A 25,909-nucleotide genomic window follows, 5' to 3' on the forward strand; every position below is an offset into this window, starting at 1 on the left:
ATCGGGGGCAAGCCCCCTCCCACATTGACCCGGTGCTATCAGGTTATTCAGCGGTCGATGGTTTTTCCCACAGGTTGATCCCGCCTTCCTGGGCAAACCGATCGATTTCCGCCAGTTCCTCAGCACTGAAGCTCAAGTTCTGCAGCGCCCCGACGTTTTCAATGATCTGCTCCGGCCGGCTTGCACCGATCAGCGCACTGGTCACCCGTGGGTCACGCAGGGTCCAGGCCAGCGCCAGTTGCGCCAGGCTCTGGCCACGACGCTTGGCAATTTCGTTCAGCGCACGCACATGGGCGATGTTGGCTTCGGACAAGTGCTTGGCCTGCAGCGAACCACCCCCTGGGCGATTAACCCGCGCATCCGCCGGCACGCCATTGAGGTACTTGTCGGTGAGCAAACCCTGGGCCAGCGGCGTGAAGGCAATCACGCCGGTACCGAGTTCTTCGGTGGTGTCCAGCAGGTCTTTTTCCACCCAGCGGTTGAGCAGGTTGTAGGCCGGTTGGTGGATCAGCAGCGGCACTTTCCATTCCTGGAGCAGCGCAGCCATCTCGCGGGTTTTCACGCCGGAATAAGACGAGATACCGATGTACAACGCCTTGCCCTGTTGCACGGCGGTGGCGAGGGCGCTGGCGGTTTCTTCCAGTGGGGTGTCGGCATCAAAACGGTGGGAGTAGAAAATATCTACGTAGTCGACGCCCAGGCGTTGCAGGCTCTGGTCCAGGCTCGCCAATACGTATTTGCGCGAACCGCCGCCCTGACCGTAAGGGCCGGGCCACATGTCCCAGCCGGCCTTGCTGGAGATGATCAGTTCGTCGCGATAGTGCTTGAAGTCTTCGCGCAGCAAACGGCCGAAGTTGATCTCGGCGCTGCCATAGGGCGGGCCGTAGTTGTTGGCCAGGTCGAAGTGGTTGATCCCCAGGTCGAACGCGGTGCGCAGCAACGCGCGCTGGGTGTCGATCGGGGTGCTGTCGCCAAAGTTGTGCCACAGCCCCAGGGACAGTGCGGGCAGCACCAATCCACTGCGGCCTACGCGGCGATAAGGGATAGATTCATAGCGGTTTTCGGCAGCAATGTACGTCATCGAATCCTCTCTGGGCTTAGGGGCAAATAAGGCCTGGGAATAAGGTTATTCCCAGGCCTTTTAAGCCGCTGAATCGCTTAACTATGCCCGTCTCTTTTACAGCAATTTCCTACCAAAGTGGAACGACGTAGCTCACATAGAAGCGGTTTTCATCTTGCACAGTGGCGCCGGTAATGTCCGGGCTGGCGTGGGCATTTTTCCAGGTCACGCCCAGGCCCTTGAGAGTGCCGGTGGGTACCTGGTAGGCCACCGCGATGTTGCGTTCCCATTCGCTGGTGTCGCCCTGCGCTGTGCGGATGTCATCGCCGTGGGCATACGCGGCCGAGAATGTCAGGCCGGTGAGGCCCAGCTTGCCGAAGTCATATTTGTATTGCGCCAGCCAGGTACGCTCGCCGGCGTGCTGGAATTTGTTCAGCTGCATGTTGGTCAGCGCCGGCGTGTCCGCACCTGAACCTGGGCCTTGGCGTGCGTCACCACTGTTCAAGCCCGAATCCAGGTACGGGAAGTCGCTGTCACCGCTGTTTTTCTGGATACCGAGGCCGACCGTATGGCCGTCCAGGCTGTAGCTCTCCAGCAAGCTGGCGGTGGTCTGGTTGATGCGGCCTTTGCTGGTGCCGTCACCGTAGAGGCCGGCCCCGGCGAAGTCTTTGTCGCCATCGGCGTTGGCGCCCACACCCAGGCTGCGGAACACGCGCACGTCGGTGTCGATGGCGCCCACAGACAACGCATCATGCCGTTTGGCGCCGAGGAAGAACTGCTGGTAGTAATCCTCAAGGTTGGAATACCACAGGCTGACGGTGGTGTTCTGAATGCCGGTGTAGTCCGCACCGCCGAACAGGAAGCGGTCACTCTCTTTGGTGCCACCGGCGGTGATCATGCCTTGGTCGCCGGTTTCGTTGCGGATCTTGGTCTTGAAGATATCGCCGCCGGTGAAGGTGAAATCGGTAAGGTCCTTGGACACCAGCTGCACGCCGGTGTTGGTCTGCTGGTACAGGCGCCCGTCGGTGTTGGCCAGCACCGGGTTGTTGCCGTACAGCGTGCCCACGCGCAGCTCATCCTTGGCAAAGCGCATCTTGAATGTGGGGCTCAGTACACCAAACTGGTCGGCGGATTTGCCGTTGTCCAACGGGAACATGCTGCCGGGGTAGCGCCCTTGGTGGTCCTTGTCATTGAGGTCACCACCAGAGTCCAGTTTCAAGCCATAGAAGGCCTGCAGATCGAGGCCAAAACCAACCGGCCCATCGGTGTAGCCCGACTTGAAGTTGAACTCGAAACCCTGGCCCCAATCACGAATGCTGTGGGCCTTGGCGTTGCTGTTCACCACATCACGCCCTTGCTGGTTGAGGTAGCGGTTGAGCAAGGTCACATCGGCGTGGCTGTCGTCGATAAAATCGGCGTGGGCGGACAGCATAAAGCTCGCCATGGCGACACCCACCACGGGGCTTATTAACGTCTTCATTGTTACCGGTCTCCGTCACTGTTCTGAAATGAAAGCGTCAAACGCTTCACACAATTACGCAGTGGCCAGATGACAGTTCGGAGTCAAACCGGGGTTTCAACGAATGAAATTAAATTTAAAAAAAGCCCCGTAGAACGGGGCTTTGCGGGCTTTTTTGTGGGAGCGGGCTTGCCCGCGATGCAGGCAACTCGGTGTCTCTCAAACACCGAGCTGGTGCGATCGCGGGCAAGCACAGGAGGCTAGCGCACCAGGTGCAGGAACTGCAGGTGCCGCTCGTACTGGTCAAGGATGTCGTTGATGATCTGCTCCTTGGTGTAGCCCACCAGGTCGTAGTCCTGGCTACCCTCGCTCAAATGCACTTCCGCCCGATAGTAGCGGCGGTTATTGAGCTGCTTGGAGCCCATGCCGCCGCGCGCAAACGACGGCGTGAAATAGCCACGCATCTGCACTTGATACACGAACGGGTGCTCTTCACCGTGGCCGATTTCCAGGCTGACGCTGTCGTTCGACGGGTCGGGCTGGGTGACGACGCTGAGGCCTTTCTCGACAAACACCGCCGTCACTTCTTCGATCGCCGGGCGCACCGTGGTCTCAAGGAACCGGTACACCTCATCGCGCGATGGGAAATGCACCGCCTGGCTCAAGCGCTGGCGCCAACCGCCAGTGCCCTTGCGTGAGCCCGATACCGGCGCCAGCGAATGCAACTGGGCAATCTGCTTTTGCGATTCGAGGTAGAACGCCTTGTGCAGCCCCCACATCATCAGCAGCAGGATCAGCGAGAACGGCAACGAGGTCAGCACCACCGCCGATTTCAGCGAATCGATGCTGCCGGCAAACAGCAAGGCACTGGTGACCAACGCAGTCATTGCGCCCCAGAACACGCGCAGCCATTTAGGCCCGTCTTCATCGGCGTTACCGCCTTTGGACGACAAGGTCGACAGCACCACGGTGCCGGAGTCGGCCGAGGTAACGAAGAACACGAAGCTGATGAACACCGTGACCGCGATGACCGTCTTGCTCCACGGGTACGTTTCCAGCAGCAAGTAAAGGCTCATCGACGGGTCATCGATGGCCGACTGGCCGAGGGCGGTCAAGCCGTGGTTCAGCACTTGGTCGATGGCGCTGTTGCCGAAGATCGACATCCACGCCAGGGTAAAGCCCAGCGGGATCAGCAGCACGCCGAACACGAACTCGCGGATGGTACGGCCACGGGAAATACGCGCGATGAACAGGCCCACGAACGGCGACCATGCAATCCACCAGGCCCAGTAGAACACCGTCCAACCGCCCAGCCAGTCGCTGGGTTTGTCGTAGGCGTACACATCGAAACTCTTGGTCGGCAAGGCGCCGAGGTAGTCGCCGATGTTCTGGATCAGGGTGTTGAGCAAGTGCTGGGTGGGCCCGGCGAACAACACAAACAGCAGCAGCGCGCAGGCCAGCAGCATGTTGATGTCGGACATCACCCGCACGCCCTTGTCGACACCGGAGACGGCGACGAGGATCGCGGCGCCCATCATCAGCGTGATCAGGCCAACCTGAATCCATTGTGTGTGGGCAATGCCGAACAGGTAATCCAGCCCGGAATTGAGGTGCAACACGCCAAAGCCCATGTCGGCGCCCAGGCCAAACACGGTGGCGATGATGCCAAAGCCATCCACTGCGTAGCCGATGGGGCCGTTGATGCGCTTGCCGATCAGCGGGTACAGCGCCGAGCGCAGCGCCAGCGGCAGGTTATGCCGGTAGGCGAAATACGCCAGGGCCATGCCAACAAACGCGAAGACGCCCCAGCCGTGCAGGCCCCAGTGCAGAAACAGGATCTGCATGGCCTGGCGCGCGGCATCGGCGTTCATCGGCGCGCCTTGGGGCGGCTGCACCAGGTGCGTCAGCGGCTCGGACACGCAGAAGAAGAACAGCGTGATGCTGATCCCGGCGGCGAACAGCATGCCGGCCCAGGACAGGTAGCTGAATTCGGGCTCGTCGTGGTCGGCACCGAGTTTTATCTTGCCGTAGCCCGATAACGCGGTGACCACCACGAAGACCAGATACAGCGTCATCGCGAGCATGTAGTACCAGCCGACCGTGTTGGCCGCCCAGTTTTGCGCAGCCAGCAGCCAGGCACCGGCCTGTTGCGGGATAGCGATGACCGTGATGCCGAATAGCAGGATGAAACTGGCGGCAAAGTAGAAAACGGGCGCATTCATGCGCACCATGCCGCTGGATGGGGTGGACGATGCACTCATGAACGATGCACCCCGAGGGTGTGGGATGTGGCTGTAAATAACGGACTCAGCAAAGGTAAGCCTCCTGTTGTGAGCGGGCAGCGAACCACCGGTTTAACTTGAACGAACATTCAAGTTAAACATGAATAGGCGGTTTGGGACTAATCGCAGGGCTGAGTGGTAGGTCATTCCTACACTAGCTCAGGGATTGGTATGACGGGTGCGCGAGGTAAATCGTTCAGCGATTTCCACGTTAAGTACGGCTCAAAAATGGAATGCGGTCAAAAATGTGGCAGCGTGCTTGCTCGCGAATGCAGTGGGTCAGCAACATATCCAATAACTGACACTCCGCCTTCGCGAGCAAGCCCGCTCCCACAGGGGCTTTGTACTGATTCTCTATTTCTGCGCCCCATCCTCATGCTGCAAATTCGCCTGCGTGATATTCGCCCCCGCCGGCACACTGCGGGTCAGCCACACGTTGCCGCCAATCGTCGAGCCCTTGCCGATGGTGATCCGCCCCAGAATCGTCGCCCCGGCATAAATCACCACATCATCTTCAACGATCGGATGGCGTGGATGACCCTTCTGCAGCTGCCCGTCCTCATCTGCTGGGAAGCGCTTGGCGCCCAGCGTCACCGCTTGGTAGATGCGCACCCGCTCGCCGATGATCGCGGTTTCGCCGATCACCACGCCCGTCCCATGATCGATAAAGAAACTCGGGCCGATCTGCGCGCCCGGGTGAATGTCGATACCCGTGGCCGAGTGCGCGATCTCCGCGCTGATCCGCGCCAGCAGCGGCAGCCCGGCGCGGTACAGATGGTGTGCCAGGCGATGGTGAATCACCGCCAGAATCCCTGGATAGCACAACAGCACTTCATCCACACTGCGCGCGGCCGGGTCGCCGTGGTAGGCGGCCAGCACGTCGGTGTCCAGCAGGCTGCGCAGCGAAGGCAGGGCCAGGGCAAAATCCTGGATCAGGCGGATCGCCAGGGCATCGACCTCGCTGTCGTCCTGGCCGCCCTGGCGTGCGGCGTAGCGCAGCTCCAGGCGCGCCTGGCCGAGCAGGGCATTCAAGGCGACGTCGAGGGTGTGGCCGACGTAAAAGTCTTCACTCTCTTCACGCAAGTCCACCGGCCCCAGGCGCATCGGGAACAACGCGCCGCACAGCGATTCAAGAATCTGCGCCACGGCTTCGCGCGACGGCAATTCGCGGCCGCCGTGCTCGCCACTCAAGCGGCCATTGCGCGTTCGCCACTGGTCCCGGGCGCTGCGCAGCTGGCTGACGATGGTCTGCAATTGCCAATGGCTGGAACGCTCACTCACGGTATTCACTCCTGACGAATTGCCCATCACTTTACGGTATGCACCCTGACGGTCCTTAAGAACCAATGGTGTGATGCTAAGAACTAACCGACATAAGCGATTGGCGGTTGCCCGATGAAAAGTGCCTGCCTATAGTCGCCCAATCACTTAGCCACTGTGCGTCGCCATGATCAAACAACAGCTCGACCGTTTTAACCGCCTGGACCTGCTGGGCGGTGCCACTGCCCTGGAAAAACTCGAGCGGCTGTCGGCCTGGCTGGGCAGGGACATCTACGTCAAGCGCGACGACACCACGCCACTGGCCATGGGCGGCAACAAGCTGCGCAAACTCGAATACCTGGCAGCCGACGCCCTCGCCCAGGGTGCCGACACCCTGGTGACCGCTGGCGCGATCCAGTCCAACCATGTGCGCCAAACTGCTGCGCTGGCCGCCAAGTTGGGCCTGGGTTGCGTGGCACTGCTGGAGAACCCGACCGGCACCGAAGACCCGAACTACCTGGGCAACGGCAATCGCCTGTTGCTGGAGCTGTTTGACGCCAAAGTAGAACGGGTCGAGAACCTCGACAACGTTGACGACCAACTCAATGCCCTCGCCGATCGCCTGCGCAGCAACGGCAAGAAGCCGTACCTGGTGCCTATCGGCGGTTCGAATGCACTCGGGGCGCTGGGTTACGTACGCGCCGGGCTGGAGTTAGCCGGGCAGATCGAAGCCAGCGGCATTGAGTTCGCTGCCGTGGTACTCGCCTCCGGCAGTGCGGGCACCCACAGTGGCCTCGCCCTGGCGTTGAGCGAAGTGCTGCCAACATTGCCCGTGGTGGGCATCACCGTGTCGCGCACCGAGCAAGCTCAGTTCCCGAAAGTGCAAGGCCTGGCCGAACGCACCGCCGAGTTGCTCGGCGTGGGCGTTCCGGACGCGTTCAAAGTGATCCTGTGGGACGAATATTTCGGCCCGCGCTACGGCGAACCGAACGCCGGCACCCTGGCTGCGGTCAAGTTACTGGCAAGCCAGGAAGGCCTGCTGCTGGACCCGGTGTATACGGGCAAGGCCATGGCCGGCCTGCTCGATGGTATTGGGCGGCAGCGGTTTGAGGACGGGCCGATTATTTTCCTGCACACCGGCGGAGCGCCGGCGTTGTTTGCGTATGACACCGCGTTTAATTGAATAAACGCAGATCAGAAGGTGGGAGCGGGCTTGCTCGCGAATACGGAGTGTCAGCCCATCCATTCGGCGGCTGATACAGCGCATTCGCGAGCAAGCTGGCTCCCACACTAAATGGATTACATATTCCAATAACGAATAACAAATTAAATTTATATTATTTTCAAGTCTTAGAAACTGGCTTTATAGTCGCGCCGAAGGCGAAGACGCGCTTCGCGCTTTAAGGCAGGATACGACTACTGCGTCACCTGCTTCGCTCAACATAAAAAACACAGGGGCTGTTCATGACTATTTCTGTATTGCGTCGCACGTTGCTGGTTGGCACATTGGGCTTGGCACTTGGGGCTGGTCTGATGGGCCAAGCCATCGCTGGTGAACAGCTGGACACCATCAAGAAGGCCGGCGAGATCAAGATCGGCCTGGAAGGCACCTACCCGCCGTTCAGCTTCGTCGATGAAAGCGGCAAGCTCAGCGGTTTCGAAGTCGAGCTGTCCGAAGCGCTGGCCAAAGAGCTGGGCGTCAAGGTCAAGCTGCAAGCCACACCGTGGGACGGCATTCTCGCGGCCCTGGAATCCAAGCGCCTGGACGCAGTGGTCAACCAGGTGACCATCTCCGAGGAGCGCAAGAAGAAGTACGACTTCTCCAAGCCTTACACCGTTTCCGGTATCCAGGCGCTGGTGCTGAAGAAAAACGTCGACGCCATCAAGACCGCCGACGACCTGGCCGGCAAGAAAGTCGGCGTAGGCCTGGGCACCAACTACGAACAATGGCTCAAGGACAACCAACCCAAAGCCATCATCAAGACCTACAACGATGACCCTACCAAGTTCCAGGACCTGCGCATCGGCCGCATCGACGCCATCCTGATCGACCGTCTGGCCGCTCTGGAATACGCCAAGAAAGCTCCGGACACTGCTGCCGCTGGCGATGCTTTCTCCCGTCAGGAAGCCGGCATTGCCCTGCGCAAAGGCGAGCCTGAACTGCTCGACGCCGTGAACAAGGCCCTCGACAAACTGCGTGCCGACGGCACCTTGAAGAAGCTGTCCGAGAAATACTTCAACGCTGACGTCACTCAATAATGGAAGCAGGTTTCCAACTCGCGCTGGACTCCGCGCCCTTTCTGCTCAAGGGCGCGTACTACACGGTGATTCTTAGCCTTGGCGGGATGTTTTTCGGCTTGCTGCTGGGCTTCGGCCTGGCCTTGATGCGTTTGTCGCGCTTCAAACTGGTCAGTTGGATCGCCCGCGTCTACGTGTCGTTCTTTCGCGGCACGCCCTTGCTGGTGCAGCTGTTCCTGATCTACTACGGCTTACCGCAAGTGGGCATCGAGCTGGACCCGATCCCGGCCGCCATGATTGGCTTTTCGCTGAACATGGCGGCTTACGCCTGTGAAATCCTGCGCGCCGCCATCAGCTCCATCGAGCGCGGCCAATGGGAAGCTGCAGCCAGTATCGGCATGACTCGCGCGCAGACCCTGCGCCGGGCCATCCTGCCGCAGGCCATGCGCACGGCCTTGCCGCCGTTGGGCAACAGCTTTATTTCGCTGGTAAAAGACACCGCGCTGGCCGCTACCATCCAGGTGCCCGAGCTGTTCCGCCAGGCCCAATTGGTGTCTGCGCGCACCTTCGAAATCTTTACCATGTATCTCTCCGCTGCCCTGATCTACTGGATTTTGGCAAGCATCCTGGCGCATTTTCAGAACCGCCTGGAAGACCGGGTCAACCGGCATGACCTGGAGTCTTGAAGCATGATCGTGGTTGAAAAACTGACCAAACAATTCAAGGGTCAGGTGGTACTCAACGGGATCGACCTTGAGGTCAAGGAAGGCGAAGTTGTCGCCATCATTGGCCCCAGTGGTTCCGGCAAGACCACCTTCCTGCGCTGCCTGAATTTCCTCGAAGAACCCACCAGTGGTCGCATCAAGGTGGGTGACATCGAGATCGACAGCAGCAAGCCGCTCAACCAGCAACAAGGCCTGGTGCGGCGCCTGCGCCAGCACGTGGGTTTTGTGTTCCAGAACTTCAACCTGTTCCCGCACCGCACCGCGCTGGAAAACGTCATCGAAGGCCCGATGGTGGTCAAGAAGATGCCGCGCGAAGCAGCCACCGAACTGGGCCGTACGCTGCTGGCCAGGGTCGGCCTGGCGGGCAAGGAAGGGGCTTACCCGCGGCGCTTGTCCGGTGGCCAGCAACAGCGCGTGGCAATTGCCCGTGCATTGGCCATGGAGCCGGAGGTGATTCTGTTTGACGAACCCACCTCGGCACTCGACCCGGAGTTGGTCGGTGAAGTACTGGCAACCATCCGCAGCCTGGCCGAAGAAAACCGCACCATGGTCATCGTCACCCACGAGATGAGCTTCGCCCGGGATGTGGCCAACCGGGTGATCTTCTTCGACAAGGGCGTGATCGTCGAACAGGGCGAAGCCAAGGCGCTGTTTGCCAACCCCAAGGAAGAACGGACCAAGCAGTTCCTGAGCAAGTTTTTAGCCCACTGACACCCCGAAAAACCTGGGTGGGAGCTGGCTTGCCTGCGATGCAGGCACCTCGGTGTGTCAGTCACACCGCAGCCATGCTATCGCAGGCAAGCCAGCTCCCACCTAAGCGCGTTCCTACATAAAATCCTCGCGATAACGAATAAAACGCACCGCCGCACCCACCTTAAAATCCCCCGCCTCGTCAGCTCTTTCTGAATCTGCTCCAACCCGCCGTTTAGCCCTTTGCCGCCATTGACGCCCGCCGGCCAACCCTCTTATCTAGGGCCCAGAGGATTGGATCCTATCCCGGCTATTCACTGAATCGTTCCTTTCGGCACCCTGCGCACACTCGCGCCACGGGCACCGGAACGATTGCTGCTGGCTGCATCAAGGAGATTACTTATGACGCGCACTGCACCCTCGGCCATGCTCACCGCCCCGACGCTGCCCCAGGCTAATCGATACGGTATCAACGCCCTCGCCGCCGCCCAACTGCAGGTGGATATCGCCCCCTACCCCGGCATGGAGGAAGGCGACCTGATCGAGCTGTTCTGGAACAACTGCTTTGCCGACTCCCGGCGCGTGAGCGCGTGCAAAATCGGCACCCCCACCCGCCTGCGCATCCCGCACAGCTTTGTGCAGGATGGCTCGGCGCAGATTCACTACCAGGTCATGCAGATCGGCCACGGCCCGGCCCGTTCGGCAGTCACGCACGTGCGGGTCAAGACCTGCCCACCCGGCGGCCAGCCGTCGCCTCGGTTCAGTGACGAAAACCAGAACCTTGCGCCCGTCAGCCTGCCCGACATGATCCGCCGCTACGGCATCAACGGTAGCCAGGTGCGACGCGGCATTCCGCTGAGCATCGAGCCGTACGCGCATATGACCACTGGCGACGCCATTACCCTGCGTTGGGGCGACGTGCGTCTGGACCTGCCGACGATCCAGCGCAAGGACGTCGGTCTGACAGTGCAGGTGTGGGTGCCCTCTGCGGTGATTGTCGAAGCGGGCGACGACTGCCGGCTGGACGTGACGTACTGCATTCTGGATCGCGTTGGCAATAATTCGCGCTGGGCACCCGCGCGCACGTTGAACATCGCCGCCTGCTCCTCGCAGGCGCCACCCCGCCCGGCCGGGGCCGCGTCGACCTATCAACCACGTCAGCCCGGTTCTCCCTGCGAACCTGGGTAACAGACCTTCTATGCATATTCCTAGAAGTTAGTTTATTTAAAGATTTAACACGCTTAGGGTATATGCACCGGACCACCGGACATCTCTGATTTTTCTGTTTTTATTTCATTGAATGCGAGGTCGGTATGGTCAGAATTACCCCGGTGCATAACGCCAGGGCATTACGTGCAGCCAAGGAGCGGCGCTGATGTCTAACTTGGCTCTAACACCCCCCCAGAGTGATCTGGACGTAGCCCCACTGCTGTTGCCGGCAGCTGTGCTGCGCGACGACGCACAAGCGTTGAGCGCAGCACACGAACTGGCTCAGGCCGCGCGCCTGCAAGCGGCCAAGCGCGACCAGCAGCGCAAGCTGCCCTGGGCGCAGCTTGAGCAGTTCACCCGCAGCGGGCTGGGCAGTATTTCCATTCCCCGTGAATACGGCGGCCCACAGGTATCGTTCGTGACCCTGGCCGAGGTGTTCGCGATCATCAGCGCGGCGGACCCGGCCCTCGGGCAGATCCCGCAAAACCACTTCGGCATCCTGTATCTGCTGCAGGGCACTGCCACCGAACGCCAGAAAAAGCAGCTGTTCCAGAGCGTCCTCGACGGCTGGCGCATCGGTAATGGCGGCCCGGAACGCGGCACCAAAAACACCCTGGAACTCAAAGCGCGGCTCACCGCCGAAGGTGACGGCTATGTGGTCAGCGGCCAGAAGTTCTACTCCACCGGCGCGCTGTTTGCCCATTGGGTGGCGGTGAAGGCGTTGAACGATGACGGCAAACAAGTCATGGCCTTTGTGCGCCGTGGCACGCAAGGGCTGCGCATCGTTGACGATTGGTCGGGCTTCGGCCAACGCACCACCGCCAGCGGCACCGTGCTGCTTGACCGGGTACCGGTGGACGCCGAACTGGTGATAGAGAACTGGCGCATCGGCGAAAGCCCGAACATCCAGGGCGCTATCTCGCAATTGATCCAGGCGGCCATCGACGCCGGCATCGCCCGCGGCGCCCTCGATGACACCATCGCCTTCGTGCGTGAACGCTCGCGCCCATGGATCGACGCCAAGGTCGAACGCGCCAGCGATGACCTGTATGTGATCGCCGATATCGGCAAGCTGAACATCGAACTGCATGCCGCCCAAGCCCTGTTGCGCAAGGCCGGCAAGGTGCTGGACGAGGTCAGCGCTGCGCCGATCACCGCGCAATCCGCCGCGCGCGCGTCAATTGCCGTGGCCGAAGCGAAAGTGCTGACCACCGAAGTGTCGCTGCTGGTCAGCGAAAAGCTCTTCGAACTGGCCGGCAGTCGCGCCACCCTCGCCGAATTCAACCTCGACCGCCACTGGCGCAACGCCCGCGTGCACACCCTGCACGACCCGGTGCGCTGGAAGTATCACGCCATCGGCGCCTATCGCCTGAACGGCACGTTGCCGGCTCGTCATTCCTGGATCTGACCGACCAGACATCTGGAGAACATCATGACTTTCTCTACAAACGTCGCGGTTATCACCAGCGACGAACAAGCCCTTATTGTCGCCAGCGACCTGGCCGAAGACTTGGGTCGCGACAGCGCCCAGCGCGACCGTGAACGCCGCCTGCCCCTGCCCGAGCTGGAGGTGTTTTCGCGCTCCGGCCTGTGGGGCATCAGCGTGCCGAAGGAACACGGTGGCGCGGGTGTGTCCAACGTCACCCTGGCCAAGGTCATTGCGCTGATTGCCCAGGCGGACGCCTCGCTGGGCCAGATCCCGCAAAACCATTTCTATGCCCTGGAAGTGCTGCGCGTGAATGGCAGCCCGGCCCAGCAGAAACGCCTGTACGCCGAAGTGCTCGCAGGCCGACGTTTCGGCAACGCCTTGGCGGAGCTGGGTACCAAAACTGCCCATGACCGGGTGACCAAAATCACCCGCGACGGCGACGGTTTTCGTATCACCGGCCGCAAGTTCTACTCCACCGGCGCCATCTACGCCCAACGCATCCCCACCTCGGTGGTGGATGAACACGGCGTGCAGCAACTGGCATTTGTGCCGCGCGACAGCGAAGGCCTGACGGTAATCGACGACTGGAGCGGCTTCGGCCAGCGCACCACCGGCAGCGGCTCCGTGGTGTTTGACAACGTGTGGGTCGCCGCCCAGGACGTGGTCCCGTTCCAGAGCGCTTTCGAGCGCCCGACCACGGTCGGCCCGCTGGCGCAGATCCTTCACGCTGCCATCGACACCGGCATCGCCCGCGCCGCCTTCGAGGACGCGCTGCATTTTGTGCGCACCAAGACCCGGCCGTGGATCGACTCCGGCAACGACAAGGCCACTGAAGACCCGCTCACCTTGAAAAGCTTCGGCCACCTGAGCATCCGCCTGCACGCCGCCGAGGCATTGCTGGAACGCTCCGGTGAGTTCCTCGACCGCGCCCAGGCCGACAGCACTGCCGAAACCGTCGCGGCAGCCTCCATCGCCGTCGCCGAAGTGCGCGCCTTGAGCACTGAAATTTCCCTGGCCGCCGGCAGCACCTTGTTCGAACTGGCCGGCAGCCAGGCAACCCTGGCCGAACATGGCCTTGACCGCCACTGGCGCAACGCCCGCGTGCACACCCTGCACGACCCGGTGCGCTGGAAGTACTTTGCTGTGGGCAATTACTACCTCAACGATGAAAACCCGCCACTGCGGGGGACCATTTAATGGCGAAGAAAAAAATCCTGCTCAATGCCTTCAACATGAATTGCATCGGGCACATCAACCATGGCCTGTGGACGCATCCACGGGACACCTCGACGCAGTACAAGACCCTCCAATACTGGACCGACCTGGCGCAGACCCTGGAGCGCGGGCTGTTCGACGGCTTGTTCATCGCCGACATCGTCGGCGTGTACGACGTTTACCAGAACGCCATCGATGTGCCGCTCAAGGAGTCGATCCAGCTGCCGGTCAACGACCCGTTGCTGCTGGTCTCGGCCATGGCGGCCGTCACCCAAAACCTTGGCTTCGGCCTCACCGCCAACCTCACCTACGAGCCGCCGTATCTGTTCGCCCGACGCATGTCCACCCTCGACCACCTGAGCCGTGGCCGGGTTGGCTGGAACATCGTCACCGGCTACCTCGACAGCGCCGCAAAGGCCATGGGCCTGACCGAACAGGTCGAGCATGACCGGCGCTACGACCAGGCCGATGAATACCTGCAAGTGCTATACAAACTCTGGGAAGGCAGCTGGGAAGACGACGCGGTCATCAACGACCCACAGCAACGGGTCTATGCGCAGCCCGGCAAGGTGCACAAGGTTGAGCACCACGGCGAGTTCTATCAGGTCGAGGGTTACCACCTTTGCGAGCCGTCGCCGCAACGCACGCCGGTGCTGTTCCAGGCCGGCAGCTCGGAGCGTGGCTTGCTGTTCGCCGGGCGCCATGCCGAGTGCGTATTCATCAGCGGCCAGAACAAGGCCGCCACCAAAGTCCAGGTGGACAAGGTGCGCGCCAGTGCGGCGCAGGCGGGGCGCAACCCGGATGACATCAAGGTGTTCATGGGCCTCAACGTGATCGTGGGCGCCACCGAAGAACTGGCCTGGGCCAAACACGCCGAGTACGTGAGCTATGCCAGCCCGGAAGCCGGAGTGGCGCACTTCTCGGCCTCTACGGCCATCGACTTTGCTCAATACGAAATCGATGAGCCGATCCAGTACGTGAAAAGCAACGCGATTCAGTCGGCCACCAAGAACCTGCAAAACAACGATTGGACGCGGCGCAAATTGCTTGAGCAGCACGCCCTCGGCGGGCGCTATATCACCTTGGTCGGCTCGCCCGAGCAAGTGGCTGACGAGCTGGAATCGTGGATCAGCGAAACCGGGCTGGATGGCTTCAACCTGACGCGCATTGTCACGCCGGAAAGCTATGTCGATTTCATCGACCTGGTGGTGCCGGAACTGCAGAAGCGTGGGTCGTACAAGACCGCTTATGAGCAGGGAACGCTGCGCGAAAAAGTCTTCCAGGGCACTGCACGGTTACCCGAACAACACACCGGTTCCACCTACCGACACTGAATTAGAAGTGTGGGAGCTGGCTTGCCTGCGATAGCGGTGGGCCAGCAAAGAAAATATCCCTGACAGACCGCTATCGCAGGCAAGCCAGCTCCCACAGTTGACCACATTGTTCTTACAGACACCTTATGACTGGAAACCGATCATGAAAAAGACACTGCTCACCCACCCAGTCAAAGCACTGGCCCTGGCCTTTGGTTTATTCAGCTCGGCGGTATTCGCCGCCGATGCACCGCTGAAAGTCGGCACCACCGCCGCCTTCGCGATTCCCCTGGAAGCCGCCGTCGCCGAAGCCGACAAGCAAGGCCTGAAGGTCGAACTGGTGGAGTTTACCGACTGGATCGCGCCCAACGTCAGCCTCGCCGCCGGCGACATCGACGTGAACTACTTCCAGCACATCCCGTTCCTGGAAAACGCCAAGGCTGCCGCCGGGTTCGACCTGGTGCCGTATGCGCCGGGCATCATCAATAACGTTGGCCTGTATTCCAAGAAGTACAAAAGCTTCAACGACCTGCCTCAGGGCGCCAGCGTGGCGATCGCCAACGACCCGATCAACAGCGGTCGCGGCCTGCAACTGCTGGCCAAGGCCGGGCTGATCACGCTCAAGCCGGGCGTGGGTTACAAGGCCACCGAAGAAGACATCATCGCCAACCCGAAGAAAATCAAGATCCTGCAAGTGGAAGCCGTGCAGCTGGTGCGCGCCTATGACGACGCCGATCTGGTGCAGGGCTACCCGGCCTACATCCGCCTGTCCAAGACCTTCGATGCCGAGTCGGCGCTGCTGTTCGACGGCCTCGATCACCCTGAATACGTGATCCAGTTTGTGATCCAGCCCAAAAGCAAAACCGACCCGCGCGTGGTCAAGTTCGTCGACATCTACCAGCATTCGCCGGTGGTACGCGCCGCGCTGGATAAATCCCTCGGCAAGCTCTACCAAGTCGGTTGGGAAGATAAAAAATGACCGCCGCCAACGCCCAACTGCGCGACGTGGGCACCACGCCCAGGGACGCCAAGCAGACAGCGCTGCACCCGGACCTGAACCGTGCCCATGTGCGGTTCATCAATCTGGGCAAAACCTATGACGGCAGCGTGCATGCCTTGCAAGGCATTGACCTTGCGATCCAGCGCGGTGAGGTGTTCGGCATCATCGGCCGCAGCGGCGCTGGCAAATCCTCGCTGATCCGCACCATCAACCGCCTGGAGCAACCCAGCAGCGGGCGCGTGCTGATCGATCAGGTGGACATCGGCGAGTACGACGAAGACCGTCTGGTCGCGTTGCGTCGGCGCATCGGCATGATCTTCCAGCACTTCAACCTGATGTCGGCCAAAACGGTGTGGCAGAACGTCGAGCTGCCGCTGAAGGTCGCCGGCGTGCCCAAGCTGCAGCGCGAGCAAAAGGTGCGTGAGCTGCTTGAACTGGTGGGTTTGCAGGACAAGCACAAGGCTTATCCCGCGCAGCTGTCCGGCGGGCAGAAACAGCGCGTCGGCATTGCCCGTTCGCTGGTGCACGACCCACAGATTCTGCTGTGCGACGAAGCCACCTCGGCCCTCGACCCGGAAACCACCCAGTCGATTCTCGGCCTGCTGCGCGACATCAACAAACGCCTGGGCCTGACTATCGTGTTGATCACCCACGAGATGGCGGTGATCCGCGAAATCTGCGACCGCGTGGTGGTGCTTGAGCACGGTCGAATCGTGGAGCAAGGCCCGGTGTGGCAAGTATTCGGCAACCCGCAGCATGAGGTCAGCAAAACCCTGCTGGCGCCGCTGCAACACGGGCTGCCGGAAGAACTGCAAAACCGCCTGCAACCCACCCAGACATCGGCCGACGCCGCGTTGGTGCTGCGTTTGCAGTTCACCGGCAGCGCCACCGACGAACCCGACCTGGCCGCGCTGTTCGGCGCCCTTGGCGGACGCGTGCGCTTGCTGCAAGGCGGCGTGGAACGGATCCAGGGCCACGCCTTGGGGCAATTACTGCTGGCGGTCAATGGCTCGCCACACAACGCACAAGCACTGCGCACCCTGGCCGGGCGTTGGGCGCAACAGGTGGAGGTGCTGGGCTATGTGGTTTGATCGTTTATTGCAGGGCGCCATCGACACCCTGTTGATGGTTGGCGTGTCGTCGTTGATCGCGCTGTTGGTGGGTATTCCGCTGGCGGTGTTTCTGGTCACCAGCGACAAGGGCGGCATCTATCAGGCACCGGCGCTGAACCGCGTGCTCGGCGCGTTCGTCAATCTCTTCCGCTCCATTCCGTTTCTGATCCTGATGGTGGCGCTGATCCCGTTTACCCGGCTGATCGTCGGCACCACCTATGGCGTGTGGGCGGCCGTTGTGCCGCTGACCATCGCCGCCACGCCGTTTTTCGCGCGGATCGCCGAGGTAAGCCTGCGCGAAGTGGACCACGGTTTGATCGAAGCCGCGCAGGCCATGGGCTGCCGCCGCTGGCACATCATCTGGCACGTGCTGTTGCCGGAAGCGCTGCCGGGGATTGTGGGCGGGTTCACGATCACGCTGGTGACCATGATCAACTCGTCAGCCATGGCGGGCGCCATCGGCGCAGGCGGCTTGGGTGACATTGCCTACCGCTACGGCTATCAGCGTTTCGATACGCAGATCATGCTCACCGTGATTGTGTTGCTGGTGGTTCTCGTCGCGGTGATTCAGTTGGGCGGCGATCGCCTGGCTCGGGTGCTGAACAAGCGGTGAGGTATAGTCGGGCGATCTTAGCGCCCGGTATTTCCCACCATGACCCTCAAGCCCGACGACCTCAACCAGATCACTTCCATCACCCTCGGCCACTACAACAAGGTGGCCGAGGACTTCCGTGAAGGCACCCGCGATCACGATGTGAGCCAGAACATCGACGCGCTGCTGCGCCATATCCAGGGCACAGCGCCGTTTACCGTGCTGGATTTCGGCTGCGGGCCGGGGCGTGATCTGCAGACGTTTACGCGCATGGGCCATATTGCCGTGGGGCTCGATGGCTCCGAACGGTTTGCGCAAATGGCCCGCGAGGACAGTGGCTGTGAAGTGCTGCTGCAGGACTTTCTCAAGTTGGACCTGCCGACCGAACGCTTCGACGGGGTGTTTGCCAACGCGGTGTTGTTCCATATTCCCAAGCAGGAGCTGCCACGGGTGCTCAAGCAGTTGCAGGGTGCGCTGAAGCCTGGCGGCGTGCTGTTCAGTTCCAACCCGCGCGGTGAAAACCTGGAAGGCTGGAACGGCCCTCGCTATGGGTCTTATCACGACCTCGCGGCGTGGCAGGCACTGCTGACGGCGGCCGGGTTTGTGGAGCTGGAGCATTACTACCGGCCGGCCGGGTTGCCTCGGGAACAACAGCCTTGGTTGGCGAGTGTGTGGCGCAAACTGTAGATGTTCGTCGTCTGGCCCGGCTCTATCGCAGGCAAGCCAGCTCCTCCATTTGGAATGCATTTCCATGTGGGAGCGGGCTTGCTCGCGAAGGCGTCAGCGGCCCAGCTAATCCACCTGATACACCCTAGGTTTTTCACCCTCTACCAACGCCGTCACACTCTTTCCCGCATACCCTTCTTTGTCCCCTGCAGCAAAATTCGCCACCAACCGCGTGCCATCGGCAAACGTGGTCTGCTGCACCTGCCGATCGGCCGTCAGCCAACGAAAATCGGTCATTGCCTGTGTCGCCAAGCGCTCATGCAACGGCCGAAAAAACCGGTCCTGGCGCTGTATCAACGGTATGCGCTGCTTCAGGGTCGCGGCACTCAGGTGATACAGCGGCGGCACGTTGTACAGCAGTTGGGCCAGCTCGTTCTCAGCCCGCACATTGCTCAGCTTCAGGCTGTCGAACAGCCAATGGTGAGTGGTGATGACCGAGCCGTGGAACACCGCCTGATACAACGGCAAGCGCATGGACGGGTCGAAATACACGGTGCGAAATGGCTCATTCAACGGCACCGTTTTGAAGAACACCGCCGGTTGCTCCGGCGGATACCAGTTGCCGACGTAATAAGGCGATTGTTTATCCTTGGTCATCGCGCGATCACCCCAGCCGAGCACGGGCGTCTGCATGCCGTGGGCAAACAGAATGCCTTGGGCAGTGACCGCATTGCCGTCCTCGGAACCGGCGGGCAGCTTGAGCACCGTGTTGAGCCAGCGTGACGCGTCGATATTGCCTTCAGCGTTTTGCGCCTGGGTCATTTCGGCGCCATTGCGGTAGCTGTCAAAGACCATGCTGGTCGCATAGGCATCCAGGAACCAGGCGTTGAAACCGGCCTTGGCTTGCACCGCTTTCACCCGCGCTTCCAGTAACGGCCGCACGCAGCGCGGGTCGGTGTAGTGGCCGGACTGTTGGAAGCCGGTCTTGAGTTTGCCGTCTTTCAAGATGATGGCGCAGTCGCGATAGGCCTTGCTGCCCAGGTGGGCGGTGGTCCAGTCGGGGTTTTCGGTGGTGGACAAGGCCGTTTCATAGGAATCGTACGGCGCCATCAGGTAACCCGCCTTGACGCCCGCCTGAATCGCTTCGGGGTGCCAGAGGCCGCCTTCCCAGCCTTCGCCCAGGGTCAGCAGCAGGCGCTTCAACCCAGCATCTTGCAGCGCCTTGACGGTCTGGGCCGACAGCGTGCTGCCCCAGGTCTCGGGACTGTGGCTCAAGGCGCCGGCAAACGCTGTGGCCAGTTCACGGCGCAGTACGCCATAACCGTCAGCCAGCTTGAGCATGTCCGGCTCGTCGGTGGCCTGCCAGGTTTGCCGGGCCTTTTTGTTGATCGCCGCGTTGAGCCCACGCAGCAAAACCGTCTTTTGGTAGCGATCCAACGTGCCGGCCTGCGTCAGCACCTGCGTGGCCTCTTTGTCCAGCAAGCCCTTGAGTTCGTGGCCGCGCAGCACCTTCACCAGCAGCGGCCAGTCGCGCACATCCTCCGGCCCTAACAGGTCATTGCCCCACAGATAGACGTGGCTGGCACCCAGCAACTTTTCAGCCTCGGGGGTCTGACGCAGTTTGTCCGCCAGCGGTTCATAACGCCCCTGCGCCACCAGCCACTGGCGGTAGCGCTTGGCCCCGGCCAACGGGTCGGCATCGCCCAGGTGCAGGCGCAGGGTCATCGGCGCGGCGGGCTCAAGCCGGGTGAATTCATGCGCCATTGAAAGCGCCAGCCCGCCACCGTCTGCCTGCCATTGCAGGTGGTTGTTATAGGGGTTGGTGAGCAACCAGTTGAGCGTGAAACGGCCATGATCTAAGCCCCATAACGGCAGGCTGAGATCCTGCGTGGTATTAACCTCGCCTTGATCCAGCAAAAACGAGTTCCACACGGCGTTGCCGGCGGGCACGTAATGCCCTTCGGCCAAGGGCCAGATCAAGCCTTTGCCCATCGCCTCGGCGGGTTGGCGCAGCAGCGCCAATTGGCCCGGCTCGCGCGCGTTGATGGTCAGGGCAAGGTCGCGCTGCTCAAGGCGCGCGGTCAGCTGGTAGGCGCCGCTGTCCCACTGCCAAGTGGCTTGCCCGGCATCGGCCTGCACACCGGTGACCGCGTGCGCCGCCACACCGCTGGAAGCCTGCACTGCGGCCTCGCCCGCCGGAGTAACGCGCAGCGCCAGCGTGGCGGGGTCGAGTTCGACCCGCCAGAGGGCGTTTTCCAGCACGGTGCCAGCGAAGAGTCGGGGAGACAGCAACAGGCAAAAAATCAGCACTAAACGGCGCATGACACGGGCCTTCCAAAACGGAAACAGGCCCGGAGGGTAAAGCACTTAATGCCAGACAACTGTAGGGAAAGTGTTTCCAGGAGCCTTCCCACATCCTTGCAGGAAGGCGCCGAGGGTCAGGCCTGTTCTTTTTTCGGCTCGCGAATCTTGTACCAGGCCACATAAAGCGCTGGCAGGAACAACAGCGTCAGCAAGGTGGCGATGATGATCCCGCCAATCATCGCGTAGGCCATCGGCCCCCAAAACACTTCCCGCGCAATCGGGATCATGCCCAGGCTGGCTGCCGCAGCGGTCAGCAGGATAGGACGGCGCCGGTGCTCGGTGGCTTCCACCACGGCATCCCACGGCGTGTAGCCGTCGCGCTCGTAGGCATCGATCTGCGTCACCAGAATCACCGAGTTGCGGATGATAATGCCGATCAGCGCCAGAATGCCGAGGATCGCCACGAAGCCCATGGGCGTGCCCGTGGGAATCAGCGCCAACACCACGCCAATCAGCCCGAGCGGCGCGACACTGGCGACCAGGAACATCTTCTGCACACTGTGCAGTTGGATCATCAGGAACGTGGCCATCAGGAACAGCATCAACGGCACCACTTTGGCGATGGGGCCTTGGGCCTTGCCGCTTTCTTCGACGGTGCCGCCGGTGGCGACTTTATAGCCCACCGGCAGGCCGGCGCTGAACGTGTCGATTTCGGGCTTGAGTTGCTTGACCAGGTCGGTCGGTTGCATCTCATCACGCACCGAAGCCTTGACGGTGATGGTTGGCTTGCGGTCGCGACGCCACACCAGCGGCTGCTCCAACTCATACCGCACGGTGGCGAAGGCCAGCAGCGGAATCGAGGTGCCATTGGGCGTGACAATCTGCAGGTTCTGCAAGGTTTCCGGGGTGCCGCGCTCGGCGTCTTCGGCGCGACCGACCACGTTGATCAGGTAGATATCGTCGTGCACTTGGGTCACCGATGCACCGCTGACCACGCTGTTCATCAACTGCGCCACGTCTTCCGACGACAGCCCCAATTGCCGCGCCTTGTCTTGGGCGATGTCCACGCGCAGCACTTTGCCCGGCTCGTTCCAGTCGTAAATGATCTCGCCCAGGTGGGTGTTTTTATCCAGCAAGGTTGCCAGTTCAATGGCGTGCTTGCGCACCTGATCGGTGTCCTTGCCAGACACGCGATACTGGATCGGCCGCCCGACCGGCGGGCCCATTTCCAGGGGCTGCACATAACTGCCGATGCCGACAAAGTCATCGCGCAGGCGTTTTTGCAGGCGTGCAATCAACGCGCCGCGCTCTTCCAGGCCTTTGCTGACGATTACCAACTGCGCGTAGTAGGGGTTTTCCAATTGCTGGTCGAGGGGCAGGTAGAAACGAATCGCACCCTGGCCGATATAGGTGCTCCAGCGCGCAATATCCGGATCGTCCTTGATGATCGCCTCAAGGCGGTCGACCGCCTTGCGCGTTTCGTTGATCGAGGCGTTTTGCGGCAGGTTGAGGTCGACGAGAATTTCCGGGCGGTCCGATGACGGGAAAAACTGATTCTGCACAAACTGCATGGAGAACACCGACGCCGCAAACAGCCCCACGGTGATGCCGATGGCCCACCAGCGGTTGCGCATGGCCCAGAGCATGCCGCCATTGAATGCGCGACCGATGCGCCCAGGCTCTTTGTTTTCGGGCTTAACGTTGGCGCTGAGGATATGCACGCCAATCACTGGCGCGAACAGCACCGCCACCACCCACGACACCAGCATCGCCACGGCAATCACCGCAAACAGCGTGAAGGTGTACTCGCCCGCCGAACTGGCGTTGAGGCCGATAGGCACAAAGCCGGCGACGGTCACCAGCGTGCCGGTGAGCATCGGGAACGCGGTCGAGGTATAGGCGTAGGTCGCCGCCTGTTCCTTGGTTTCGCCTTTTTCCAGGCGCGTGATCATCATCTCCACGGTGATCATCGCGTCATCCACCAACAGGCCGAGGGCGATGATCAACGCGCCCAGCGACACGCGCTGCATGGTGATGCCGCTGTACTCCATGAACACGAACACCAGCGCCAGCACCAACGGAATCGAGCACGCCACCACCAACCCGGCACGCATGCCGAGGCTGATAAAGCTCACCACCAGCACGATGATGACGGCTTCAAACAGCGCGCTGGTAAAGCCGCCGACGGCCTCCTCCACCACCTCTGCCTGGTCGGAGACTTTGTGCACGCCAACGCCCACCGGCAGGTCAGCCGTCAACTCATCCATGCGTGTGTGCAGGGCCTTGCCGAAGGACTGGATATTGCCGCCCTTCTGCATGGCAATCGCCAAGCCAATCGCCGGCTTGCCATTGAAACGGAACATCGGCCGCGCCGGATCGACGTAGCCACGGCTGATGTCGGCAATGTCGGCCAAACGGTAAAAACGGTCATTGAGGCGCAGGTTGACGTTGGCCAGGTCCTTTTCGGAGGCAAACTGCCCTGAGGTGCGCACCGAAATCCGCTCCGGCCCGGCCTCGATTACCCCGGCCGGGGTCACCGCGTTCTGCGACTGCAGGCTCTGTACGACCTGGCGCTGGTCAATCCCCAATGCTGCCAGTTTGCGCGTGGAGAAGTTCAGGTAGATCACTTCGTCCTGCTGGCCGATCATCTCGACCTTGCCCAGGCCCGGCACCGAGCGGATTTCAGCGCGCACTTGCTCGACGTAATCACGCAGTTGGCGCATCGACAGGCCGTCACCGGTAAACGCGTAGACCGAACCGAACACGTCACCGAATTCATCGTTGAACGACGGCCCCTGCAAGCCTTGGGGGAAGGTGCCGCGAATGTCATCGATCTTCTTGCGCACCTGGTACCAGATATCCGGAATCGCCTTGGCGCTGGTGGTGTCTTTGAGGAACACGAACACCGTGGACTCGCCCGGTCGCGTGTAGCTTTTCACGTAGTCGAGGGAATCGAGTTCTTCGAGTTTTTTCTCGATGCGGTCGGTAACCTGCTTGAGGGTTTCCTCCTGGGTCGCACCCGGCCAGCGGGTCTGGATCACCATGGTTTTGATGGTGAACGAGGGGTCTTCCTCGCGGCCAAGGTTCATGTAGGAGAACACGCCCATCAGCAGCGCGACGAACATCAGGTACCAGACGAAGGACTGATGCTTGAGGGCCCAGTCGGATAAGTTGAAGCTCCCTTTCATCGCGGGCTGTCCTCGTCGATTTTGACTTTTTGCCCAGGCTTCAGGCTGTTCACGCCAGCGGTGACAATGCGTTCGCCGGGGTTGACGCCGCCGTTGAGCACGGCGCTGTCGGCGTCGCGGCTGACCACCGTGACGTCACGCGGCTGCACGGTCTGGTTGTGGGTGTCGAGCAGCCAGATGCGGGTCTTGCCGTCAACTTCCTGCAAGGCGCTCACCGGCAGTTGGATGCGGGGTGCGATGGCGGTGCTCAAGGTCACGCTGATAGCGGTGCCCAGGCGGAAGGCTGGCGGTGTTTCGGCCAGGGTCAATCGCGCACGCCGGGTGCGCGTGGCGCTTTGGGCCTGAGGTTCGATCTCACGCACGATGGCGGTGGTGTTGACGCTCGGGTCGAGTTGGCCAGCAACCACAAACACCACATCGGTGGGCAGGCGCTCAGCCAGACCGGCCGGCAGGTCGATTACCGCTTCCTTGATGTCCGGGCGCGCGAGGGTCACCACTTGCTGGCCGGCGCTGACGACCTGGCCAGCCTCGGCGTTCCAGGCGGTGACGATACCGGCGTGGTCGGTGCGCAGTTCGGCGTAGTTGAGCTGGTCCTTGGCCTGGTTGACCGAAGCCTTGGCCTGGTCGAGGGTGGCCTGGGTGGTTTTCAGGTCGGTCTGGGCCACGTCCAGTTGAGCCTGGGCGCCGACACCACGGTTGAACAGTTCCTGCTGGCGGCGGGCGTTGGCTTGGGCGTTGATGAACTGCGCCTGCACGCGGGCGAGGTCGCCTTGGGCGGCGCGCAATTGGTTTTGCTGATCGGTGGGATCGAGCACGGCAAGCAAGGCGCCCTTCTCCACTTCAGCACCCACGTCCACCGCGCGGCGCGCGATACGGCCGGGTACGCGAAAGCCCAGGTTGCTTTCATAGCGGGCCTGGATGGTGCCGGCGAAGCGGCCGAGGTTTTCCTGGTCTTCGGCTTTGACTTCCATCGACAACACCGGGCGCACGGGCTCGGGCGGCGGTTCTTTCTTGGAGCAGGCGGCCAACAACAGGCTGGCGGCGAGCAGAGCCGTCAGGCGCTTCATGGCTGGGCTCCTTGCTGGGCGATCTCGACCAGCATGCCGGGGTGCAACAATTGCCCGCCGGCCACCACGACTTTTTCGCCGCCTTTAAGCCCCTCGCCAATAATGACTTTGCCGGTGAGGTAACGCGCCACGCTGACCTTGTGCAATTGCGCCTTGCCGTCACCGTCGATCAGCCACACGGCGGGTTCGTTGAGGTCTTTGGTCAAGGCCGACCACGGCAGCTCGATGCTGGCCTTGGCCGGGCCATTGGCGGTGGCGCTGACCACCGAGCCCAACTGCATGCCCTTGGGCAGCGATTGCAGGGCGATTTTGACTTGCACGGTGCCGGTATTGGCCGCCACCGCCGGCGTGACCTCGCGAACCTTGCCCACGGCCTTGATGTTCGGGTTGTCCAGCAGGCTGACCGTGATCGGTGCATCCGGCGGCGGCTCTACCAGCAGCGATTCATAGACATTGAACACCGCATCACGATCGCCATCGGTGGCCAGGCTGAAAATCGGCACGGTGGCCTGCACAACCTGGCCGACTTCCGCCTGGCGCGCGGTAATCACACCGGGCGCATCGGCGATCAGCGAGGTATAGCCGAGTTGTTCACGGGCGTTGGCGAGCTGGGCTTGCGCGGCGGCCAGGGCGCTTTGGCTGCTGCGCAGCGCGGCCTGGGCGGCGTCGTATTCGCTGCGGCTGGTGTAGCCCTTGGGCAGCAGTTTTTCCTGGCGAACGAAGGCGGCGGCGGTTTGCTTGACGCGTGCCTGCTCAGCCACGACCTGGGCCTGCGCGGAATCGACGTTGGTCTGCAGGTCCTTGGGATCGAGCTTGGCCAGCACTTGCTTGGCGGTCACACGGTCACCCACGTCGACCATGCGCTGGATGATTTTGCCACCCACGCGAAAGGACAAATCGGTTTGCACACGGGCCTGGATATCGCCGGTCAGGGTGACTGCCGCGGCAAAGTCCGCCGGCTGCACAGTCTGCACAAAAACCCGCGAATGCGCCTTGGGCTCGGCCTTTTCCTGACCACAGCCGCTCAGCAGCGCCAAGAGGCCAAGGCTGAGTAAAACTATCGAAGTGCGACCGCCCATGCAGGCTCCTTTTACGTGATG

General features: G+C 61.6%; 20 protein-coding genes. 12 read left to right on the forward strand and 8 right to left on the reverse strand.

Features of this window, described 5'->3' with window-relative positions; translation table 11 throughout:
- Positions 1-43: 43 nt before the first annotated feature.
- The 4 genes from mgrA to epsC all read right to left on the reverse strand — a co-directional run bounded on the left by mgrA (position 44) and on the right by epsC (position 6,082).
- Positions 44-1,081: an L-glyceraldehyde 3-phosphate reductase gene (gene mgrA / locus AC19YS_RS05570; RefSeq protein ID WP_119738206.1), complete on the reverse strand. Its 1,038-nt coding sequence runs from the start codon at positions 1,079-1,081 to the stop codon at positions 44-46.
- 109 nt (positions 1,082-1,190) lie between these two features.
- A complete protein-coding gene (locus AC19YS_RS05575) occupies positions 1,191-2,540 on the reverse strand; it encodes an OprD family outer membrane porin (RefSeq protein ID WP_119738208.1) in 1,350 nt (449 codons plus the stop codon).
- Between the two features lie 239 nt (positions 2,541-2,779).
- On the reverse strand, positions 2,780-4,741 hold the full coding sequence (gene betT / locus AC19YS_RS05580; protein WP_164487965.1) for a choline transporter BetT: 1,962 nt from the start codon (positions 4,739-4,741) through the stop codon (positions 2,780-2,782).
- A 414-nt stretch (positions 4,742-5,155) separates the two neighbouring features.
- A complete protein-coding gene (gene epsC / locus AC19YS_RS05585; RefSeq protein ID WP_106577398.1) occupies positions 5,156-6,082 on the reverse strand; it encodes a serine O-acetyltransferase EpsC in 927 nt (308 codons plus the stop codon).
- Between the two features lie 166 nt (positions 6,083-6,248).
- Between epsC and AC19YS_RS05590 the strand changes: the two genes are divergently transcribed.
- From AC19YS_RS05590 to AC19YS_RS05645, 12 genes are all read left to right on the forward strand, one after another.
- Positions 6,249-7,244, forward strand: coding sequence for a D-cysteine desulfhydrase (locus AC19YS_RS05590; protein WP_106577397.1), 996 nt, complete (start codon positions 6,249-6,251; stop codon positions 7,242-7,244).
- 281 nt (positions 7,245-7,525) lie between these two features.
- Positions 7,526-8,320, forward strand: coding sequence for a cystine ABC transporter substrate-binding protein (gene tcyJ / locus AC19YS_RS05595; RefSeq protein ID WP_106577396.1), 795 nt, complete (start codon positions 7,526-7,528; stop codon positions 8,318-8,320).
- Positions 8,320-8,985, forward strand: a complete 666-nt coding sequence (gene tcyL / locus AC19YS_RS05600; protein WP_106577395.1) for a cystine ABC transporter permease — start codon at positions 8,320-8,322, stop codon at positions 8,983-8,985. The genes tcyJ and tcyL overlap by 1 nt, the downstream gene beginning before the upstream one ends.
- Before the next feature lie 3 nt (positions 8,986-8,988).
- Complete coding sequence (gene tcyN, locus AC19YS_RS05605; protein WP_106577394.1) at positions 8,989-9,735, forward strand: L-cystine ABC transporter ATP-binding protein TcyN; 747 nt, start codon at positions 8,989-8,991, stop codon at positions 9,733-9,735.
- Positions 9,736-10,116: 381 nt separating this feature from the next.
- Entirely contained in the window at positions 10,117-10,902 is a 786-nt protein-coding gene (locus AC19YS_RS05610) for a hypothetical protein (RefSeq protein WP_124416174.1), read from the forward strand.
- Between the two features lie 187 nt (positions 10,903-11,089).
- Positions 11,090-12,331 (forward strand): SfnB family sulfur acquisition oxidoreductase, encoded by a 1,242-nt coding sequence (locus AC19YS_RS05615; RefSeq protein WP_179678402.1) that lies wholly within the window; start codon positions 11,090-11,092, stop codon positions 12,329-12,331.
- 24 nt (positions 12,332-12,355) lie between these two features.
- Complete coding sequence (locus tag AC19YS_RS05620; RefSeq protein ID WP_500601137.1) at positions 12,356-13,549, forward strand: SfnB family sulfur acquisition oxidoreductase; 1,194 nt, start codon at positions 12,356-12,358, stop codon at positions 13,547-13,549.
- Positions 13,549-14,901 (forward strand): LLM class flavin-dependent oxidoreductase, encoded by a 1,353-nt coding sequence (locus AC19YS_RS05625; protein ID WP_169367988.1) that lies wholly within the window; start codon positions 13,549-13,551, stop codon positions 14,899-14,901. Before AC19YS_RS05620 ends, AC19YS_RS05625 begins: the two co-directional genes overlap by 1 nt.
- 142 nt (positions 14,902-15,043) lie before the next feature.
- Positions 15,044-15,859: a MetQ/NlpA family ABC transporter substrate-binding protein gene (locus AC19YS_RS05630; protein WP_200624249.1), complete on the forward strand. Its 816-nt coding sequence runs from the start codon at positions 15,044-15,046 to the stop codon at positions 15,857-15,859.
- Positions 15,856-16,971, forward strand: a complete 1,116-nt coding sequence (locus AC19YS_RS05635; protein WP_500601138.1) for a methionine ABC transporter ATP-binding protein — start codon at positions 15,856-15,858, stop codon at positions 16,969-16,971. Before AC19YS_RS05630 ends, AC19YS_RS05635 begins: the two co-directional genes overlap by 4 nt.
- Positions 16,961-17,605, forward strand: coding sequence for a methionine ABC transporter permease (locus tag AC19YS_RS05640; RefSeq protein ID WP_056858169.1), 645 nt, complete (start codon positions 16,961-16,963; stop codon positions 17,603-17,605). The genes AC19YS_RS05635 and AC19YS_RS05640 overlap by 11 nt, the downstream gene beginning before the upstream one ends.
- Before the next feature lie 39 nt (positions 17,606-17,644).
- On the forward strand, positions 17,645-18,271 hold the full coding sequence (locus AC19YS_RS05645) for a class I SAM-dependent methyltransferase (protein WP_106577387.1): 627 nt from the start codon (positions 17,645-17,647) through the stop codon (positions 18,269-18,271).
- A gap of 105 nt (positions 18,272-18,376) precedes the next feature.
- On the opposite strand, the gene AC19YS_RS05650 is transcribed toward AC19YS_RS05645, so the two are convergent.
- From AC19YS_RS05650 to AC19YS_RS05665, 4 genes are all read right to left on the reverse strand, one after another.
- Positions 18,377-20,572, reverse strand: coding sequence for a glycoside hydrolase (locus AC19YS_RS05650; RefSeq protein WP_500601141.1), 2,196 nt, complete (start codon positions 20,570-20,572; stop codon positions 18,377-18,379).
- A 116-nt stretch (positions 20,573-20,688) separates the two neighbouring features.
- Positions 20,689-23,742, reverse strand: a complete 3,054-nt coding sequence (locus tag AC19YS_RS05655) for an efflux RND transporter permease subunit (protein ID WP_106577385.1) — start codon at positions 23,740-23,742, stop codon at positions 20,689-20,691.
- Positions 23,739-24,809 carry an efflux RND transporter periplasmic adaptor subunit gene (locus AC19YS_RS05660; protein ID WP_500601142.1) on the reverse strand — a complete coding sequence of 357 codons (1,071 nt, stop codon included), beginning with the start codon at positions 24,807-24,809 and terminating at the stop codon, positions 23,739-23,741. The genes AC19YS_RS05655 and AC19YS_RS05660 overlap by 4 nt, the downstream gene beginning before the upstream one ends.
- Positions 24,806-25,888 carry an efflux RND transporter periplasmic adaptor subunit gene (locus AC19YS_RS05665; protein ID WP_106577383.1) on the reverse strand — a complete coding sequence of 361 codons (1,083 nt, stop codon included), beginning with the start codon at positions 25,886-25,888 and terminating at the stop codon, positions 24,806-24,808. Before AC19YS_RS05665 ends, AC19YS_RS05660 begins: the two co-directional genes overlap by 4 nt.
- Between the last annotated feature and the right edge of the window lie 21 nt (positions 25,889-25,909).

This window comes from Pseudomonas sp. MF08831 (assembly GCF_059862645.1).